Source organism: Plantactinospora sp. CA-294935, assembly GCF_050936445.1.
Lineage (GTDB): Bacteria > Actinomycetota > Actinomycetes > Mycobacteriales > Micromonosporaceae > Plantactinospora.
The window spans coordinates 7,490,000-7,507,226 of record NZ_JBNJMU010000001.1; the positions used below are offsets into that span (position 1 = coordinate 7,490,000).

The window sequence follows — 17,227 nt, forward strand, 5'->3', positions numbered from 1 at the left end:
GCGACGGGGCACGCCGGACACCGGCCCATCCGTCACCGCGCCAGTTCGGCCGGACGATCCACCTGTTCCTGCTGGACGGCTTCAACCTGCTGCACGACGGGACTCCGGTGGTGGTACCCCGTGGCCTGCAACGGATCATCGCGCTGGTCGGGTTGCGGCCGGGCGCGACCCGGGCACACCTGGCCGGTCTGCTGTGGCCGGACACCCCGGAGGAGCGGGCGATGTCCTCCCTGCGTACGGCGCTGTGGCGGCTGCGTCAGGAGGGCAGTTGCCCGGTGCTCACCACCGGCGACACGGTTCGGCTCGATCCGGCGGTACGGCTGGACATCGACGACCTCGTCCGGGCCGCCGAGCGGGTACGCGACGGCGGCGACCCCCGCTGGGCGGCGAGGATCCGTGGCGCGGGACGGCACGACCTGCTCCCCGGCTGGTACGACGAGTGGGTGCTGCTGGAGCGCGAGCGGCTGCGCCAGCTCCGCCTGCACATGCTGGAGGACATCGCCCGGGGTCACCTGCACGCCGGGCAGCACGGCGAGGCGTTGCAGGCCGCTCTCGAGGCGGTCCGCGCCGAACCGCTGCGGGAGACGCCGCACCGCCTGATCGTCGAGATCCACCTCGACGAGGGCAACGCGTACGAGGCGCTCCAGGCCTTCTACGTCTACCGTGACCTGCTGCTCCGCGAACTTCAGCTAGAGCCGTCCGAGACGATGTCCGCCCTGCTCAGTGACCTGCTCGCGCCCATCGCCCGGCCGAGGGGGGCCCGTCTGTCGGGTGCACGGCCGTCGCCGGGGCGTGCGGAGGCGTACCCCGACCGGTCGGCGCTGCCGGCGATGCCGGTGCGGCGCTGATCCCCGGCCCCGCGTCACCCGCACGGCAGCCGGTCTCTCCGCCGCTGCGGCACGGCGCCGCATCCTGGCACGGCGGCGCATCCTGGCACGGCGACGGGCGGCACGGCGGCGCATCCTGGCGCGGCGACGGGCGGCACGGCGGCGCATCCTGGCGCGGCGACGGGCGGCACGGCGGCGGACGGCACAGCGGCACAGCGGCACAGCGGCACAGCGGCGCATCCTGGCGCGGCGGTGTCACCGCGGCGTCACTGGGAGACGACGACGGCGCCGGCGGTCGGTGACGGTCGGGTGACGTCCGCGCCGGCATGGTGATCGAGCCCGATCGGACCGCCGGCAGGTTGTCCGGGCCGCACCTGGTCCGGAGGCCCACCGGACCCGGGTCCGGGGCGGCCAGTCCGCCCGGCGGTTCCGTTCCCTCCCCAGCCTGACGGCGAGAGCATCCACCGAAGGAGTCCAATGAATCGCGTACTGATCGTGGGCAGGATCGTCCCGGGCACCGAGGAGGAGATCGCGAAGATCCTCGCGGAGTCCGACAACACCGACCTGCACACCGTCACCGGTGTGCGGCACCGCTCGCTCTACCACCTCGACGATCTCTGCCTGCACCTGATGGAGACCGACGACTCCGCGCCGGCCCGGTTGGAGCAGGCGAACCGGCATCCGCTCTTCGTCGACGTGCAACAGCGGCTGGGTGCGTACATCTCGCCGTACTCGCCGAACTGGCGGTCGCCGCGCGACGCGATGGCGCGGTGCTTCTACCGCTGGGACGGCCCGGACGCGACGGCCGCGGAAGGGACCTGATGCGCACCAGCCCGATGCACGTGATCGTCATCGGTGCCGGTACCGGGGGCATGTGCCTGGCGCACGGCCTCCGGCGGGCCGGCATCAGCGTCGCCGTCTACGAGCGGTACCGCGACCGTGGCGACGGCCTGCTCGGCTACCGGGTCGGGATCAACCCGACCGGCTGCCGTGCGCTGCGGGAGTGCCTGCCGCCGGAGCTGTTCACCACGTTCCTCGCCACCTGCGCCCAGGCGCCCCGGTATTTCAACGTGCTCACCGAGCAACTGCACCGCACGGCCTCCTTCGCGCTGCGCCCCGAGGCCGACCCGACCAGCATCGACCAGTCGGTCTCCCGGATGACGCTGCGCCAGGTGCTGCTGACCGGCATGGACGACGTGGTGCACTTCGGCAAGACGTTCACGCACTACGCCCAGCACGACGACGGCCGGGTCACCGCGTACTTCGCCGACGGCACCTCGGCCACCGGGGACCTGCTGGTCGCCGCCGACGGCACGCACTCCGCGGTACGCCGGCAGTACCTGCCGCACGCCGAGGTCAGGGATGCCGGGAGCATCAACATCGCGAGCAAGATCCCGCTGACCGAGCAGACCCGTAGCCTGCTCACCGAGGAGATGCACCGGGGCATCTCGCTGATCTTCGGTGCCGGCGGCGTGATGGGCGTACTGCACGTCATGGAGTTCAAGTGGGACCGGCGCGGCTCGGTCAAGCCCGGGGTCGGGGTCACCGACGCCCGGCTGATCGGGCAGTGGCCCGGGCTGCTCTTCGACAACACCCGGGACTGCATCAACCTGATCATCTGGAGCGCCGCCGACCGCTTTCCGTCCGATGTGATGGAGTTGCGCGGCGAGCGCCTCGCCGAGGTCGCCCGGGAGCTGACCCGGAACTGGCATCCGAACCTGCGGGAGTTGCTGCGGCACAGCGACACCGGCAGCGTCATCCCGATCAAGGTCGCCACCTCGGTACCGGTCGAGCCCTGGCCGAGCAGCAACGTGACCCTGCTGGGCGACGCGATCCACACCATGACGCCGGGGCGGGGGGTGGGCGCCAACACCGCGTTGCGGGACGCCGCGCTGCTGCACCGGCAACTGGTCGCGGCGGCGGCCGGCGCCAAGCCGTTGCTCGGGAGCATCGCGGACTACGAGACGGAGATGATCCGGTACGGCTTCGCCCGGGTCGCCGACTCGCTGCGGACCAACGGCACCAACGGCGACGACCCGATCTACAAGCCGGTCATCGGCCGGTTCGCGATGCTGGCCGCGCGCGGATATTTCAGTGTGACCAGCCGGCTTCCGCCGCTGCGCCGCCGGTTCGTCGACGAGTTGTACAACTACCGGGGCGCGGAGACCTGACCGGCCGCCCGACCGGGCCGGCCCGGCACCCGACCTGGGCTGAACTGCCGTCGGACCGAAGCAGGCAAGACTCTTGACATTGGCAAAGGTTTTGTTGAAATAGGCATATGGCTTCCCCGCTGACACCCCAGGCGAGCGCGGTACGCGACTTCAACCGCTTCTACACCCGGATCATCGGCGTGCTCGACGAAGGAATGGTCCACACGCCCTTCTCGCTCACCGACGGCAGGGTGATCTACGAGCTGGCCCAGCGCCCGGCCACCGAGGTGCCGGCACTCCGCCGCGAGCTGGGACTGGACCCCGGCTACCTGAGCCGCATCCTGTCCCGGTTCGCCGCCGACGGGCTCGTGGAGCGCAGCCAGTCACCGGTCGACGCCCGCCGGCAGGTGGTCACGCTGACCGAGGCCGGGCGGGCCGCGTACGACCTGTTGAACCAGCGGACCCAGACCGAGATCGAGAGCCTGCTCACCCGGCTGGCGGTGGCGGACCGGAAACGGCTGGTCGAGGCGATGCGCACGATCCGTAGCCTGCTCGGCGAGGCGGTGCCGCCCCGGGCGTACCTGCTGCGGCCGATCGGGCCCGGTGACCTCGGCTGGGTGGTGCACCGGCACGGCGTCCGGTACGCCGAGGAGTACGGCTGGGACGTCACCTTCGAGGCCCTGGTCGCCCGGATCGTCGCCGAGTACGTCGAGGGGCGCGACCCCCGCCGGGAGGAGGCCTGGATCGCCGAGCTGGACGGCGCGCCGGTGGGCTGCGTCTTCTGCGTCCGCCGGGACGACGAGGTGGCCCAGTTGCGCCTGCTGCTGGTCGAGCCGGAGGCCCGGGGGCTGGGCATCGGCAGCCGGCTGGTCGACGAGTGCCTGCGTTTCGCCCGCCGGGCCGGTTACCGCGAGATCATGCTCTGGACCAACGACGTACTCACCGACGCCCGGCGGATCTACGAGAAGGCCGGCTTCGAGCTGCGCGAACAGGCTCCACACCACAGCTTCGGCCACGACCTGGTGGAGCAGACCTGGGGGCGACGGCTCTGAGCGGTCGACCGGCTCACCGGGCGGTCGACGCCGGCAGGGCGCCGAGTTCCTCGACCACCCCGGTCAGCCCCTCGGCGCCGTGCCGCCGCTCGATCCGCCGGATGGCCGGCACCGCTCTCACCCACCCGGCGCACCCCTGACGCGACAGCCGCCCCGAGCGGGTCAGCACAGCGCGGGCGTACTGTCCCGGACGACCACCTCGGCACGGATCCGGCGCAGTCGGGGCCGTTCGGCCCGGGGCTGCATGACGAGTTCCAGGGCGGCGGTGCCGACCTCCTCCAGCGGCAGTCGCACCGTGGTGAGCGACGGCGTGACGTCCCGGAGCGTGACGATGTCGTCGAAGCCGGCCACCGCCATCCCGCCGGGCAGCGGTACCCCGTGGTCGCGCAGCGCCGAGATGGCGCCGACCGCCATGACGTCGTTGACCGCGAAGACGCAACCGGCCCGGAGGTCGCGGGCGAGCAGCTCCCGCATGGTGGCGTAACCGCCGTCCCGGGTGAAGTCGCCGTACGCCACCTGCGTCCTCGACAGCGTGACACCGCCGTCGGCGAGCCCGGCCTGGAACCCGGCGAGCCGGTCCCGGGCGGTGAGCAGGTGCCGCGGCCCGGCGAGTACGGCGAACCGCCGGTGCCCCAGCTCGACCAGCCGCCGGGCGAGCAGTCTGGCCCCCTCCCGGTTCTCCAGCAGCACCGTGTCGATCGGCAGGACGTGCTGGCTGATCAGCGCGACCCGGGCGCCCTCCTCCTCCAGGATCCGCAACTGGGCGCCGAGCCGGTCCCGCAGCGCCCGGTCGGCGGTCCGGCTGCCGGCCAGGATGACGGCGCGGGGCCGCTGGCCGCGCAGGGTCGCCAGGTAGTCGAGTTCCCGCTCGGTCCGGCCGGTGGTGCTGTACATCATCACGATGCTGCCGTGCCGCTCGGCGGCGCGCATCACCCCGGCCGCGATGGACGAGAAGAACGGGTCCGCGATGTCGTGTACCAGCAGCCCGACCACGTTCGTGCGGCCCCGGGCCATCGCCTGGGCGGGCGCGTTGGCGGAATAGTTCAGCGCGGCGGCGGCGGCGAGCACCCGGTCCATCAGATCCGCCCGCACCTGTCGGGTGCCGCTGCCGTTGAGCACCCGCGACGCCGTCGCCACCGACACCCCGGCCTCGTGGGCCACATCCATCAGCGTGACGGTTCCGGACGATCGCTTGATCATGGTGGCTGCCCCGAGAAGCTGGTCGGTGTGGCGTCCGGGCCGGCGACCCCCGCCCGGCATCCGCACCCTACCGTCGGGCCGGCGCGATCCGGTCCACAGTGGCGTCCCGGCCGGTTACCACCGCACCGCCCGGCCGGTGAGGGCACCGGAGCCGCCCGCTCCGTGTCGCCGCCCCGCACAGGTCGAGCGGCCGGCACAGGGTGCGGAGTGGCCGCCGAAAGTCTTTCGGGCCGTGCTGGATCTTGACGTTGCAGATGGAAGGCGGTTAGCTCGGGAAAGCGGTTACCGCACCCCCGAAAGGCACCGTCGCTTCCATGACCTCCGCGTCCCACACCACCGGCCGGCTCACCGTCACCCACGAACACGGCCGTCAGGTCGTCGTCAACGCGGACGGCGTGGACATCGCGACCTACGTGTACGACCCCCCGACCCCGGCCTTCGAGTCACCCAAGCCGTACCTGCACCCGCTGCGTACCCTCGACGGTGCCCTGGTCTCGGCGTACCGGCCGAACGACCACCGGTGGCACAAGGGGCTCCAGATGACCATCTCGCACCTGTCCGGGCAGAACTTCTGGGGCGGCAACTCGTACGTGCACGGCGAGGGCTACCTCGTGCGGGACAACGTCGGCCGGATGCGGCACGACGCCTTCGACCTGGTCGACGCCGGCCCGACCGAGCTGACCCTGCGGGAGTCGCTGACCTGGATCACCTCGACCGCCGAAGACTGGGTCGCGGAGCGGCGGGAACTGCGGATCCACGGGGTGGACCCCGGACGCGGCACCTGGATGCTCGACTTCCGTACCGAACTGCGCAACATCCGGGGCGCGGAACTGCGGGTCGGCAGCCCGACCACGCACGGCCGGCCGAACGCCGGCTACACGGGGTTCTTCTGGCGGGGGCCGCGCGGCTGGACCGGTGGCGAGATCATCACCGCCGACGGCGGCGGCGGCCCGGAGACCATGGGCCGGCAGTCCCCGTGGTTGGCGTACACCGCCGAGCACGACGAGGTCGACGGCGGCGGCACCGTCCTCGTCTTCGCCGGCACCTCCAGCGCGGCCGTACCGCTGAAGTGGTTCGTCCGCAACACCCCGTTCCCGGCCGTCAACCCCTCGCCCGCCTTCGACGAGGAGGTGGTCCTCGCCCCCGACGAGACCCTCCGGCTGACCCACCGGGTGGTCTTCGCCGACCGGGCCTGGCAGCGGGCCGAGATCGAGGCGTTCGCCGCGGAGTACGCTCCGTGACCGCCGACGACGGCACACCGCCACCCTTTCCCGGCGCCGTCGGCATCACCAACCTGCGGGTCTATCCCTGGCAGACCGACGACGGTCTGCACGGCGGCACGCCGCACGTGCACCTGTGCTGCACCGAGTGCTACGTCGTGGTGGGCGGCCAGGGTCGGCTACAGACCCTGACCCGGCGGGGTTTCGAGGAATCGCCGCTGGCCCCGGGCGACGTGCTCTGGTTCACCCCGGGCACCATCCATCGGGCGGTCAACGACGACGGCGCGCTCCAGGTCGTCGTGATCATGCAGAACAGCGGGCTGCCGGAGGCCGGCGACGCGGTCCTCACGCTGCCGCCCGAACAGCTCGCCGACGTGGCGACGTACCGGCGGGCGGTCTCGCTGACCGGGCCGGACGGATCCGACCCGCCCTCGGCCGAACGGGCCCGGGCCCGCCGCGACCTCGCCATCGAGGGGTTCGCCGGACTCCGCCGCCGGTGCGCGGCCGGCGACACCGCCGCGCTCGACGACTTCTACGCGGCGGCCGCCGCCCTGGTACGCCCGCAGCTCGACGCCTGGCAGGAGCGCTGGGAGCAGGGGCCGGCCGCGGTGAGCCGGCAGACCGGAGCACAGCTCGACGCGCTGCGGCGCGGCGACCACAGCCACCTCGCCGGTGCCACCGTCACCCGGATCGTCCAACCCGAACAGACGACGCTCGGCATGTGCGGCTTCCTCTCCCCGTACGACCCGCTCCGCGCCCGGCGCGACTGAGCACCCTTGCACCACCTCGCTAAGGAGCACCTGTGGAACCCATCCGCGTCGCCGTGGTCGGGACCGGAAACATCGCCCGGCTGCACGCCGAGGCGCTGCGGCAACTCGGCGACGAGGTACGCCTCGTCGGTGCCGTCGACACCGACGCCGGCCGGCTGTCGGCGTTCTGCGACCGGTACGACGTACCGGCCCGGCACCCCGACGTGGCCAGCCTGCTGGAGAAGGAGCGGCCCGAGCTGGTACACGTCTGCACCCCGCCCGGCTCGCACCACCAGCTTGCCCTCGCCGGTCTGCGGGCCGGCGCCAACGTGCTGGTCGAGAAGCCGCCGACGCTGAACCTCGGCGAACTCGACGAGCTGGCCGAGGCGGAGCAGCGGTACGGGACAGCGCTGGCCACCGTCTTCCAGCACCGGTTCGGCACCGGCGCGCTGCGGCTGCGCGCCCTGCTCGCCGCCGGGGTGCTGGGCCGGCCACTGATGGCGGTCTGCCACACCACCTGGTTCCGCCCGCAGTCCTACTTCGACGTGGAGTGGCGCGGGCGCTGGGACACCGAGGGCGGCGGCCCGACGATGGGCCACGGCATCCACCAGATGGACCTGCTCTGCGCGATCCTCGGCGACTGGACCGAGGTCTCCGCCCTGGCCCGGCAGCAGGCCCGGCGCTCCGAGACCGAGGACCTGAGCATGGCGCACGTCAGCTTCGCCAACGGCGCGGTGGCCAGCGTGGTGAACAGCCTGCTGTCGATCCGCGAGGAGAGCTACCTGCGGTTCGACTTCGAGCGGGCCACGGTCGAGGTGACCCACCTGTACGGCTACGGCGACGACGACTGGCGGATCACCCCCGCACCGGAGTACGCCGAGGAGGTGCTCGCGGCCTGGCGGACCGGCGCGGCCGGGGTCCGCAGCAGTCACCAGGCGCAGTTCGCCCAGGTGGTCCGGAGCCTGCGTGCCGGTACCCCGCCGCCGGTGACCTCGGCGGATACCCGGCGGACGATGCGACTCGTCGCCGGGGTGTACGCGTCGGCGTTCACCCGCAGACCCGTCCGGCCGGACGACCTGGGTGAGCACTCGCCGTTCTACCGGCGGATGCAGGGGGACGGACCGCGATGGTGAGCAGTCCACTGGTGCCCACCGCGGCCACACCGCCACCGGCCGTGCCCGTCCCGGCGGCCCGGCCGCCGCTGCCCGCCGCCGTCCCGGCCCCGGGCGGGGCCACCGGCGGTCCGGGCAACGGGTTGGCCGTCACCCACGATGTCGGCCGGTCGGTGCGGGTCGGCTGGCGCGGCGCGGAACTGTTCCACTACGTCTACACCCCGGCCGAACCCCGGGAGGAGGCGCCGCGACCCTACTTCCACCCGCTGCGGACCCTCGCCGGCAACATCGTCAGCCTGTACCGGCCGCACGACCACCTCTGGCACAAGGGGCTCTGCTTCGGCATCTCCCACTTCGGGCCGGACAACTTCTGGGGCGGGTCGACCTATCTGCGCGGCCAGGGGTACCGCAAGCTCGACAACATCGGGGTGGTCGAGCACCTCGACTTCCCGGCGCTGCGCTGCGACCCCGACGCCGTACGCCTGGTCGAGCGGCTGCGCTGGGTGGGCCGGGACGGCCGCCCGGTGGCCTCGGAGCGGCGGCGACTGGCGGTGGCGGTGTGGGCCAACCAGAGCGCGTGGCGGCTGCGGTTCGAGACCGTACTGCGCAACGACGGCGACACGGTGATCACGATCGGCAGCCCGACCACCCAGGGCCGGGACAATGCCGGCTACGGCGGACTCTTCTGGCAGGGACCGCGCTCGTTCCGGGGCGGCCGGGTGGTGACCCCGACCGGAGTCGGCGCGGACGAACTGATGGGCTGGCGGGGTCCGTGGCTCGGCTTCGTCGGCCGGCACGACGGCATGGGGCCGGCCGAGACCCTGGCATCGACGCTGGTCTTCCGGGACGATCCGGCGAATCCGGGCGCACCCACCCGGTGGTTCGTCCGCACCGAGCCGTACGGCTGTCTCGGCCCGGCCCCGTTCTTCGACCAGGAGTACCCGTTCGCGCCCGGCGCCGAGCTACGGCTCCGCTACGACGTCGTGGTCGCCGACGGCGAACGGGACCCGGCCGGCTGCGCCCGGTTGGCCGAACGGGCCGGCGCGACCGAGTTGCTGACCGACCCGGCCGGGGACAGGTGATGCTTGCCGGGCGGCGAGGGAGCACGGTCGGTCAGCGTCGTGGCGTGAACCGCACGAAGGGGATCCGCCTGCCCACCTCGCGGTAGTCCGACACGCTCCCGTCCACCTCGAAGCCCATTATCTTGCAGAGCCTTCGGGCGGCCGCAGGGTGACGCGGCGCGTACCGGGCCATGATCTCCGCGCCCGCGTAGGCGGGAATCGGCACGGCGGTCACCTTGAGCGTCCGGTTGCCGACCTGGATGGCGGCCTCCGGGGTCTTCACGACGTTGCGGTACCAGTCCGCGCGCTTGCCGAAACCGGAGGCTGCCACATAGCCGTGCTCGTCGTGTTCGACGACCTCGACGACCGCCTGCCGGTGGCTGCCGGAAAGCCGGCCGACGTGGCTGAGCAGCATGACCCGATCGCCCAGCAGCCGGCCGAGCCTCATCCGGTAGAGCCAGATCGGCAGCCGCCACAGCCGGCGGCGTAGTCCGGTCGGCGGCTCCGGCCTTCGAATGATCTCCATGCTCCGGTCCGTTCTGAGGTCGCTGGTCGAATCTCGGGCGGTCGCCTGGCGAAATGAGCCTGGGAGCCCGCCGACTCGCACACGGCGGTCCTGCCGGTCCGCCCCGACCTGGATCCTCCGGGACACCGGACGGATTCGCCAGCCTCGCCTGCCGTCGCCGGGCGGGACTGCGCGAAGCGGTCGGACTGACCGGTCCGGACCTGCCGCCGGGCTGGCCCTCGCCGACCGGGGCGGCTCGCCGGCGGCGACTGCCGAACCGCCCCCGGGTCGTGCACCACCGGGCGGGCCGGCTCCGGCGGGTCCCGGCCGTACCTCAGCCGACCGATAGCACCTCGGCGAGGATGGCCGGTGCCCGCATGGTGTTGGTCGGATCGGCTGCCGTGGCCATCGCCCGCTCGGCCACCGCGGCCGTGCTGCCGGGTGGTACGACGAGCAGGTCGAGCTGCTCTCCACGGTCGGTGGTGGCGATCAGCAGTGCGGCATCGAGCGAGCTGAACCAGCCCACCCGGACGATGTCGTCGCCGGCCGCGAGTCGGCGGAACCGCACGTCCCACGCGCCGCTGTTGAGTACCACGTTCCGGATCCGTCCGTAGCGGGCGGAGAGAGCCAGCACGAGTCCGGGGAGTTCAGCCACCGGATCCCAGGACCGGGGCCACCAACCGCCGTCCAGGACCGCCCGGCGGGCTCGGGCGGGGGGAAGCGACACTCGGGGGGACGAGGGCGGTGTCGACGGAACCCTCGTCTCGCGTTGAGCTGCGGTAAGCATCATCAGCCATCCTTCGGTCCAGGGGTGAGGTTGCGGGAGTGCTCGGCCGGCGGCTGCTGTTTTCGTCGGCGAGCCGGCCCGCCGGGCCGATGCGCTCCGACGGTTCCGCTACCAGGGCGGTCGATCAGTATCGGCGGGCTCGGGACGGCCTCGCCCTGGCAACCGGATGCCGGCGCTGCCCGGCAGTTCCTCGGGCGGGCTCGCCCGGGTTAGCCGACGGTGGCGGAATCCTGGGCCTCGAACCGAGGCCCAGGATCCCGTACCGTCCGACCCGGGCGGCTGGCGTGCTGAGCCCGGGCCGGTGCTGTGGGGGCCGCCGGATGCTCGGCGGTCGTGATGGCGCGAGCCGCCGGGCCGGGGCGGGTGGCGAGAGAGGCTTCCGCGGACGACCGGCCAGGGGGCTCAGAGGGCCGCTTCGGTGCCGTTCGACCGCGCCGGGCTGCCGAACCTTGTCATCGCTGGACCCTCATCTCGGCGGTGGTGCACGGAGTCCGTAAACCCGTAGCGCCGGGGTCCAGGGGAACAACCTCAGCCTAGCCCCGAACCAGATTCCCCGTACGCCCGCAATGTCGGAATTCGTCGTCGGCCGGAGAACGGGTCGGCCAATGCCACCTCCCCTGCGATCGGGGGGTACGCGCCCGGGCGCCGGGTGTGGCCGTGCCGCGCGCCCCGGCCACCGGATCCGTCGACCGTCGCTCCGGCCGGCCCGGTACGGCACACCGTCGCCTCCGGAGGATCCACGCCGCCCATCGACGCTCCGGCACGGCGTACTGTTTGAGGTTGGCCCGGCAACGCGCTCACCCGAACGCGACGGAACGTCGGCGGTCAGCACAGGCCGGATCAGGCTCGATGGCAGACCGGCGGCTGCCATCGGCGACGAACCGGACAAGATCCGGCCCGTGATCTACGGCAGCTGACCGAAATCGCGTGCGAGGAGAGAGAACAAGTGGAAATCGACAAGCTGAAGATCATGGAATGGTTGCGCGGTCGCGGTCAGAATGTCAGGGCCGACTGGATCGACCGGGAGCTACCGGACCGGGTCGACACCGTCCGTCACGCGGGCCTGCTCGCGACGCTCGGCCTCGATCCCGCCGACCTGGCGGACCGGCCAGCACCGTGAAATCGCGTCCGGCCGGTCGTTCCGCCCGACCGGCCGACGCTGTTGACTGGGACGGGACGGGACGGACGGCTGGGACAGGGAGGCGGCGAGGTGCGGGTCATCGGGGTGGGCTTCGGGCGTACCGGCACCAGGTCGACGAAGGAGGCGCTCGAACTGCTCGGCTTCGGCCCGTGCCACCATATGGCCGAGCTGTTCGAACACCCGCGGACCATCGGTGACTGGCTGCGGGCGGCCCGGGGTGAGCCGGTCGACTGGTCCAGGCTGCTGGACGGCTACCACAGCACCGTGGACTGGCCGAGCGTCTACTTCTGGCGGGAGCTGATCGAGGTCTACCCCGAGGCCCGGGTGCTGTTGACCGTACGCGACCCCGAGCGCTGGTACGACAGCGTGCGCAGCACCATCTACCGGTCCCGGACCATGGACCCGGAGTCCGCGCCGCCGGGGCTGCGCCAGGCGTTCGAGACCCATCCGGAGCTGTTGGACCAGCCGAAGCTGACGGAGGCGCTGATCTGGCAGGGCACCTTCGGCGGCCGGTTCGACGACCGGGAGCACGCCCTGAAGGTCTACGCGGACCACGTCGCGGAGGTGCGCGCGACCGTACCGGCCGAACGGCTCGGGGAGTTCGACGTGGCGCAGGTCTGGGAGCCGCTCTGCGGGTTCCTCGGCGTCGACGTGCCGGCGGAACCGTTCCCACTGCTCAACACCACGGCCTCGTTCCGGGAGCGGCTCGCGGACCCGGCCGGGCTGCGCGTCGAGCCCTGACCGGCTAACCGACCGGGTGACGGGGCTCGGCCAGCAGCTCGTCGACCTCGGCACTGGTCGGCATCGCGGCGGAGCAGGCGAACCGGGACGCCACGAGCGCGCCGGCCGCGTTGGCGAACCGGACGGTCCGGTCCAGCGGCCAGCCGGCGAGCAGCCCGTGGCAGAGCGCGCCGCCGAAGGCGTCCCCGGCGCCGAGCCCGTTCACCACCTCGATCGGCACCGGCGGCACCTCGACCAACTCGTCGGCGGTCCGGGCGAGCACTCCGGCCCGGCCCTGCCGCACCACCGCCAGCCGTACGCCCCGGGCGAGCAGCGCCTCGGCCGCCGCGTGCGGCTCGCGCTCCCCCACGGCGGTGGCGCACTCGTCGAGGTTGCCGACCACGACGGTGGCGTACCGCAGCGCCGACTCGTACGCCGCCCGGGCATCCTCCCGGGAGGACCAGAATCCCGGCCGGTAGTCCAGGTCGAGGACGGTGTTCGGGGCACGCCCCCGGGCGCCGAGGGCGGCGAAGTGCGCGTCCCGGCTCGGCAGCTCGGAGAGCCCGGTGCCGCTGAACCAGAAGACCCCGGCCGCCCGGATCGCGGGCAGGTCCAGTTCCTCGGGGCGGATCTCCAGGTCCGGCGCCTTGGGATAGCGGTAGAAGTAGCTCGGGAAGTCGTCGGGCGGACAGATCTCGCAGAAGGTGACCGGGGTCGGCAGCCCGGCAACGGCGCTCACCCAGCGGTCGTCCACGCCGAAGTCACGCAGCGCGCGGTGCACGTAGTCGCCGAACGGGTCGGCGCCGGTCCGGGTGACCATGGCGACCCGCCGGCCGTGCCGGGCCGCCGCCACCGCGACGTTGGTGGCGCTGCCACCGAGAAACTTTTTGAACGTCTCGACGTCGGGCAGCCGGGCGTTGGTCTGGAGCGGATAGATGTCCACCCCCACCCGCCCCATACTGATCACCTCGAACGAGGTCACCGAATCATGTAACCCCGCTGCGTCCCGGACGGTCAATATCTGTCGGACCCGCAACGACGGCCGGGCGTGGCTGCCGCCCGTCGGGCCGCGCTCCGGCGGCGGAGCACGACCCGTCCGGACTCAGCGGTCCATCAGCACGAAGACGCCCCAGCCCAGATATTCCCGCTGGTATCTGACGTGCCGGGCGGCAGCGGTGTCGAGTTCCGCGCGCAGTTCGGCGTGGAGCTCGTCGTCGGGGTTCTCGTCGAGCCAGCGCCGGAGGTTGAGCCACTGTGCCGCGGCGTAGCGGTCCCAGCTGTCCTGGTCGGCGAGAACCATCTCCACCACGTCGGCGCCGAGCGCGGCGAATCGTTCGACCGTCTCGGGCAGCGGCAGGAAATCGTCCCGGCTGGTCGCGTGGCACGCCTCTACGCACGCCTGGTCGGCCGGCTCGCGCCGCCAGTACGGTTCGCCGACCAGCATCATCCCGCCGGGGCGGAGGCTGCGGCGCAGGAGTGCGACGGTGCCGGGGACTCCGTCGCCGATCCAGGTGGCGCCGAGGCAGGCGGCGACGTCGACCGGGGTGTCGGCGACGTACCCGGAGGCGTCGCCGTGCACGAACTCGACCCGGTCGGCGACGCCGAGTTCGACCGCCCGGGCCTCGGCCCCGGCGAGGAACACCGTGCTGATGTCCACCCCGGTGCCGATCATCCGGTGGTCGCGGGCCCAGGTGCAGAGCATCTCGCCGGAGCCGCAGGCGAGGTCGAGCAGCCGGGCGGCGGGCGGGAGCCGCAGCACCTCGCCCAGGGTGGCGAGCTTGGTGCTGTCGAACGGGTTGTGGATGCGGTGGCCGCTCTCCCGGATGGTGAAGCTACGCGGTAGGTCCACTCCTGATATTCCTTTCGTGCGAAGAGGTGATGAGGATTGGTGCGGTCGTCCCGGAGTTGCCGCTCGGGGCGGGCAGGACCCTCATGAAATGCACCTCTTCGCACGTCTGGACCAGCACGGACGCGGCAGACGCTAGGTCGGCCGCCGTACGCTGTCCAGCGGTTTTCGGCTCACTTGGCGAAGATCTGGGACTCGTCCCGGAACGCCTTGAACTCCAGGGCGTTGCCCGCCGGGTCGCGGAAGAACATCGTCCACTGCTCCCCCGGCTCGCCCGCGAACCGCAGGTACGGCTCGATCACGAACTCGCCGCCGCCGGCCCGGATCCGGTCCGCCAGGGCGTGGAAGTCGTCGATCGAGAGGATGAGCCCGAAGTGCGGCACCGGTACGTCGTGCCCGTCCACCGGGTTGCGCCCCGCGTCGGCCTGCCGGGCCGCCGGTACGACGTGGGTCACCACCTGGTGGCCGTAGAAGTCCCAGTCGACCCAGGCGTCCGCCGAACGTCCCTCGGCGAGGCCGAGCACGCCGCCGTAGAAGGCGCGGGCCCGGGCCAGGTCGTCGACCGGGATCGCCAGGTGGAAGCCGGGACGGGTGGCCATGGTCATCGGATTCCTTCCGTGGATACTCCGGCTTTCAGGCCGGAGAGGAAACGGCACCCTTGCGGAGCGGAGCTGGGCGGGGATAGCCGATCCGCCGCCAGGGCGGATAGGCGTCTACCCGCGAGCGTCACCGCAGGGCTTACCGGCTGGTGCGTTAACGTGTGAGCGTGTCCAGGACCGTGAAGCGGGCGTTCAAGTACCGCTTCTACCCGACCGTGGCGCAGGCAGCGGAGCTGTCGCGTACGTTCGGATGCGTCCGGAAGGTCTACAACCTGGCCCTGCGGGCCCGTACCGAGGCGTGGGTCCTGCGGCGGGAACGGATCACCTCCAACGCCACCAGCGTAAGCTCTGCTCGACCTGTGGCGTTCTTGCTGAACGGAAGCCGCTGGACGTGCGGACGTGGACCTGCCGATGCGGCACCATCCACGACCGTGACGTCAACGCGGCCCGCAACATTCTGGCGGAGGGGCTCTCCGTTACGGCCTGTGGAGCCGGTGTAAGACCTCAACGGGCGGACGCCCGGACGAGGCAGTCGGTGTCGAAGCAGGAAAATCCAAGGGCGACCAAGGGAATCCCCGCCCTTTAGGGCGGTGGAGGATGTCAACGTCTGCTCCTCTCCGCGGCGGCGGCGTACCCGGCCGCTGCTGCCATCCAAGCATGATCTTGTCTCCGGTCTAACCCCGCCGCCACCGCGGCTCGACGACGCGGAACCGTACCGGCTTGCCCGGGGCGGCCTGGGCGACCTGCGGCAGGTCGTCGGGGTGCAGCACGCCGATCACCGGGTAGCCGCCCATGGTCGGATGGTCGGCGAGGAAGATCACCGGCGAGCCGGCCGCCGGCACCTGCACCGCGCCGAGGACGACGCCCTCGCTGCGCAGTTCCCCGTCGATCCGCCGGGGCAGCGCGGGCCCGTCGAGGCGTACCCCGATCCGGTTGCTGAGGGTGGAAACCCGGTAGCAGTCGGCAGCGAGGACGCGTACCGCGTCGTCGGTGAACCAGTCGGCCCGGGGGCCGAGCAGGACCCGCAGGGTCAGCTCCTCGGCCAGGGCGCCGGTCGGGGCGACGTCGACCGGGGCGGGCGGCCCGGGCACCTCGCCCAGCGGCAGCCGGTCCCCGACGGCGAGCGGTGCGGGGCCGAGCCCGGAGAGCAGGTCGGTCGACCGGCTGCCGAGTACCGGCGGGACCGCGATCCCGCCGTCGAAGGCGAGATAGCTGCGCAGCCCGCGTTGGGCGGCGGCCACCTCGACGTGGGCTCCGGCCGGCACCGAGACCGGGGCCGACCAGCTCGCCGGGCGCCCGTCCACGGTGACCGGCGCCCAGGCTCCGGTCACCGCCACGGTGCCGGCCTGGTCGACCCGCACCGCGACGCCGGTGACGGTCGTCTCGATCGTCGCCGCCCCGGGCGGGTTGCCGACCAGCCGGTTCGCCAGCAGGTGCGCCGGCAGGTCGAGGGCGCCCGATCGGGGTACCCCGAGGTGCGCGTGTCCGGGCCGGCCGAGGTCCTGCACGGTGCTGAGTACGCCGGACCGGACCACCTCGACGAAGCGTCCCTCGGTCATGCCGGCGCCTCGCCGCGCCCGGCGCCGTGCCGCTCCCGCGCACCGGTCCGCCCGTCCCGCCCGCCGACGGCGTCGACGTCCCGGAACCGGACCCGGGCGCCCGGGGTGAGCAGGGCGACCGGGTCCCGGTCCGGGTCGAAGAGGACCAGGTCGGTGCTGCCGAGCAGTTGCCAGCCGCCGGGCGAGTCCCGGGGGTAGATTCCGGCGTAGCCGCCGGCCAGCGCGACCGAACCGGCCGGTACCCGGGTCCGGGGCACCGCCCGCCGGGGCAGGTGGTATCGCTCCGGCAGGCCGGTCAGGTAGCCGAAGCCGGGGGCGAAACCGCAGAACGCGACCCGGTATTCGGGAGCACTGTGGATCCGCCTCACCTCCGCCTCGGTGACCTGCCAGTGCCGGGCCACCTCGGCCAGGTCGGCGCCGTCGTACCGGACCGGCACCTCGACCAGCGGTCCGTCCGGCGGCCGGGCCGGGGTCGGCCGCCAACCGGCGAGCCGCCCGGCCAGCTCCGCCGGGTCGTCGAGCCCGTCGACGAGCACGGTGAGTTCACCGGGTACGACGTCCTGCACGCCGGCCAGTTCGCCCCGGTCCCGCCGCCGGTGCAGTTCGGCGACCAGCGCGGCGGTGTGCGCCGGCTCGGTCACCTCCAGCAGCAGCGCACGCAGTCCCACCGGAATGATCCGCACCGTCGCACACTCCCCG

The 17,227-nt window shown here is 72.7% G+C and carries 19 protein-coding genes and 1 pseudogene; 12 read left to right on the plus strand and 8 right to left on the minus strand.

The window, feature by feature from the left end:
• Positions 1–56: 56 nt before the first annotated feature.
• From ACQEVC_RS32735 to ACQEVC_RS32750, 4 genes are all read left to right on the plus strand, one after another.
• Positions 57–848 (plus strand): AfsR/SARP family transcriptional regulator, encoded by a 792-nt coding sequence (locus ACQEVC_RS32735; protein ID WP_432891833.1) that lies wholly within the window; start codon positions 57–59, stop codon positions 846–848.
• Between the two features lie 456 nt (positions 849–1,304).
• Positions 1,305–1,649: a TcmI family type II polyketide cyclase gene (locus ACQEVC_RS32740; RefSeq protein WP_432885399.1), complete on the plus strand. Its 345-nt coding sequence runs from the start codon at positions 1,305–1,307 to the stop codon at positions 1,647–1,649.
• Positions 1,649–2,998: an FAD-dependent oxidoreductase gene (locus ACQEVC_RS32745; RefSeq protein WP_432885401.1), complete on the plus strand. Its 1,350-nt coding sequence runs from the start codon at positions 1,649–1,651 to the stop codon at positions 2,996–2,998. Before ACQEVC_RS32740 ends, ACQEVC_RS32745 begins: the two co-directional genes overlap by 1 nt.
• A 107-nt stretch (positions 2,999–3,105) precedes the next feature.
• Positions 3,106–4,029, plus strand: a complete 924-nt coding sequence (locus ACQEVC_RS32750) for a bifunctional helix-turn-helix transcriptional regulator/GNAT family N-acetyltransferase (RefSeq protein WP_432885403.1) — start codon at positions 3,106–3,108, stop codon at positions 4,027–4,029.
• A 162-nt stretch (positions 4,030–4,191) separates the two neighbouring features.
• Here the strand turns inward: ACQEVC_RS32750 and ACQEVC_RS32755 are convergent, their stop codons facing one another.
• Complete coding sequence (locus ACQEVC_RS32755; protein ID WP_432885406.1) at positions 4,192–5,196, minus strand: LacI family DNA-binding transcriptional regulator; 1,005 nt, start codon at positions 5,194–5,196, stop codon at positions 4,192–4,194.
• Between the two features lie 347 nt (positions 5,197–5,543).
• Between ACQEVC_RS32755 and ACQEVC_RS32760 the strand changes: the two genes are divergently transcribed.
• Genes ACQEVC_RS32760 through ACQEVC_RS32775 form a run of 4 tightly spaced genes read left to right on the plus strand, consistent with a single transcriptional unit; the run spans position 5,544 to position 9,392 of the window.
• Positions 5,544–6,470 (plus strand): PmoA family protein, encoded by a 927-nt coding sequence (locus ACQEVC_RS32760; RefSeq protein ID WP_432885409.1) that lies wholly within the window; start codon positions 5,544–5,546, stop codon positions 6,468–6,470.
• A complete protein-coding gene (locus ACQEVC_RS32765) occupies positions 6,467–7,219 on the plus strand; it encodes a cupin domain-containing protein (RefSeq protein WP_432885412.1) in 753 nt (250 codons plus the stop codon). The genes ACQEVC_RS32760 and ACQEVC_RS32765 overlap by 4 nt, the downstream gene beginning before the upstream one ends.
• A 32-nt stretch (positions 7,220–7,251) precedes the next feature.
• Positions 7,252–8,331, plus strand: coding sequence for a Gfo/Idh/MocA family protein (locus tag ACQEVC_RS32770; protein ID WP_432885415.1), 1,080 nt, complete (start codon positions 7,252–7,254; stop codon positions 8,329–8,331).
• Positions 8,328–9,392, plus strand: coding sequence for a PmoA family protein (locus ACQEVC_RS32775; protein WP_432885418.1), 1,065 nt, complete (start codon positions 8,328–8,330; stop codon positions 9,390–9,392). Before ACQEVC_RS32770 ends, ACQEVC_RS32775 begins: the two co-directional genes overlap by 4 nt.
• A 31-nt stretch (positions 9,393–9,423) precedes the next feature.
• On the opposite strand, the gene ACQEVC_RS32780 is transcribed toward ACQEVC_RS32775, so the two are convergent.
• Entirely contained in the window at positions 9,424–9,897 is a 474-nt protein-coding gene (locus tag ACQEVC_RS32780) for a nitroreductase family deazaflavin-dependent oxidoreductase (protein ID WP_432885420.1), read from the minus strand.
• Between the two features lie 313 nt (positions 9,898–10,210).
• On the minus strand, positions 10,211–10,666 hold the full coding sequence (locus tag ACQEVC_RS32785) for a DUF5994 family protein (protein ID WP_432885422.1): 456 nt from the start codon (positions 10,664–10,666) through the stop codon (positions 10,211–10,213).
• Positions 10,667–11,609: 943 nt separating this feature from the next.
• Here ACQEVC_RS32785 and ACQEVC_RS32790 point away from each other — a divergent pair.
• A complete protein-coding gene (locus tag ACQEVC_RS32790) occupies positions 11,610–11,783 on the plus strand; it encodes a hypothetical protein (RefSeq protein WP_318396430.1) in 174 nt (57 codons plus the stop codon).
• A gap of 90 nt (positions 11,784–11,873) precedes the next feature.
• Positions 11,874–12,545 carry a sulfotransferase family protein gene (locus ACQEVC_RS32795; RefSeq protein WP_432885425.1) on the plus strand — a complete coding sequence of 224 codons (672 nt, stop codon included), beginning with the start codon at positions 11,874–11,876 and terminating at the stop codon, positions 12,543–12,545.
• 4 nt (positions 12,546–12,549) lie between these two features.
• Here ACQEVC_RS32795 and iolC read toward each other — a convergent pair whose 3' ends face one another.
• From iolC to ACQEVC_RS32810, 3 genes are all read right to left on the minus strand, one after another.
• Complete coding sequence (gene iolC, locus ACQEVC_RS32800; protein WP_432885428.1) at positions 12,550–13,506, minus strand: 5-dehydro-2-deoxygluconokinase; 957 nt, start codon at positions 13,504–13,506, stop codon at positions 12,550–12,552.
• A gap of 120 nt (positions 13,507–13,626) precedes the next feature.
• Complete coding sequence (locus ACQEVC_RS32805; RefSeq protein ID WP_432885430.1) at positions 13,627–14,373, minus strand: SAM-dependent methyltransferase; 747 nt, start codon at positions 14,371–14,373, stop codon at positions 13,627–13,629.
• 170 nt (positions 14,374–14,543) lie between these two features.
• Positions 14,544–14,975: a VOC family protein gene (locus ACQEVC_RS32810; protein WP_432885433.1), complete on the minus strand. Its 432-nt coding sequence runs from the start codon at positions 14,973–14,975 to the stop codon at positions 14,544–14,546.
• 173 nt (positions 14,976–15,148) lie between these two features.
• On the opposite strand from ACQEVC_RS32810, the pseudogene ACQEVC_RS32815 reads away from it, so the two are divergent.
• Together ACQEVC_RS32815 and ACQEVC_RS32820 are read left to right on the plus strand one after the other, a co-directional pair.
• Positions 15,149–15,259, plus strand: a pseudogene (locus ACQEVC_RS32815) (helix-turn-helix domain-containing protein); the annotation flags it as partial.
• Positions 15,220–15,555 (plus strand): zinc ribbon domain-containing protein, encoded by a 336-nt coding sequence (locus tag ACQEVC_RS32820; protein ID WP_432885436.1) that lies wholly within the window; start codon positions 15,220–15,222, stop codon positions 15,553–15,555. The pseudogene ACQEVC_RS32815 and the gene ACQEVC_RS32820, both read left to right, overlap by 40 nt.
• An 88-nt stretch (positions 15,556–15,643) precedes the next feature.
• Here ACQEVC_RS32820 and ACQEVC_RS32825 read toward each other — a convergent pair whose 3' ends face one another.
• Both ACQEVC_RS32825 and pxpB read right to left on the minus strand, forming a co-directional pair.
• Entirely contained in the window at positions 15,644–16,528 is an 885-nt protein-coding gene (locus ACQEVC_RS32825) for a biotin-dependent carboxyltransferase family protein (RefSeq protein ID WP_432885439.1), read from the minus strand.
• Positions 16,525–17,211, minus strand: a complete 687-nt coding sequence (gene pxpB / locus ACQEVC_RS32830; protein WP_432891836.1) for a 5-oxoprolinase subunit PxpB — start codon at positions 17,209–17,211, stop codon at positions 16,525–16,527. The genes ACQEVC_RS32825 and pxpB overlap by 4 nt, the downstream gene beginning before the upstream one ends.
• Between the last annotated feature and the right edge of the window lie 16 nt (positions 17,212–17,227).

Bases quoted from the DNA above. Each gene is read 5' to 3' on its own strand.
- ACQEVC_RS32740 (WP_432885399.1), top strand. From the start codon at position 1,305: ATGAATCGCGTACTGATCGTGGGCAGGATCGTCCCGGGCACCGAGGAG.
- ACQEVC_RS32745 (WP_432885401.1), top strand. From the start codon at position 1,649: ATGCGCACCAGCCCGATGCACGTGATCGTCATCGGTGCCGGTACCGGG.
- ACQEVC_RS32750 (WP_432885403.1), top strand. From the start codon at position 3,106: ATGGCTTCCCCGCTGACACCCCAGGCGAGCGCGGTACGCGACTTCAAC.
- ACQEVC_RS32755 (WP_432885406.1), bottom strand. From the start codon at position 5,196: ATGGATGTGGCCCACGAGGCCGGGGTGTCGGTGGCGACGGCGTCGCGG.
- ACQEVC_RS32760 (WP_432885409.1), top strand. From the start codon at position 5,544: ATGACCTCCGCGTCCCACACCACCGGCCGGCTCACCGTCACCCACGAA.
- ACQEVC_RS32780 (WP_432885420.1), bottom strand. From the start codon at position 9,897: ATGGAGATCATTCGAAGGCCGGAGCCGCCGACCGGACTACGCCGCCGG.
- ACQEVC_RS32785 (WP_432885422.1), bottom strand. From the start codon at position 10,666: ATGATGCTTACCGCAGCTCAACGCGAGACGAGGGTTCCGTCGACACCG.
- ACQEVC_RS32810 (WP_432885433.1), bottom strand. From the start codon at position 14,975: ATGACCATGGCCACCCGTCCCGGCTTCCACCTGGCGATCCCGGTCGAC.
- ACQEVC_RS32820 (WP_432885436.1), top strand. From the start codon at position 15,220: ATGCGTCCGGAAGGTCTACAACCTGGCCCTGCGGGCCCGTACCGAGGC.
- ACQEVC_RS32825 (WP_432885439.1), bottom strand. From the start codon at position 16,528: ATGACCGAGGGACGCTTCGTCGAGGTGGTCCGGTCCGGCGTACTCAGC.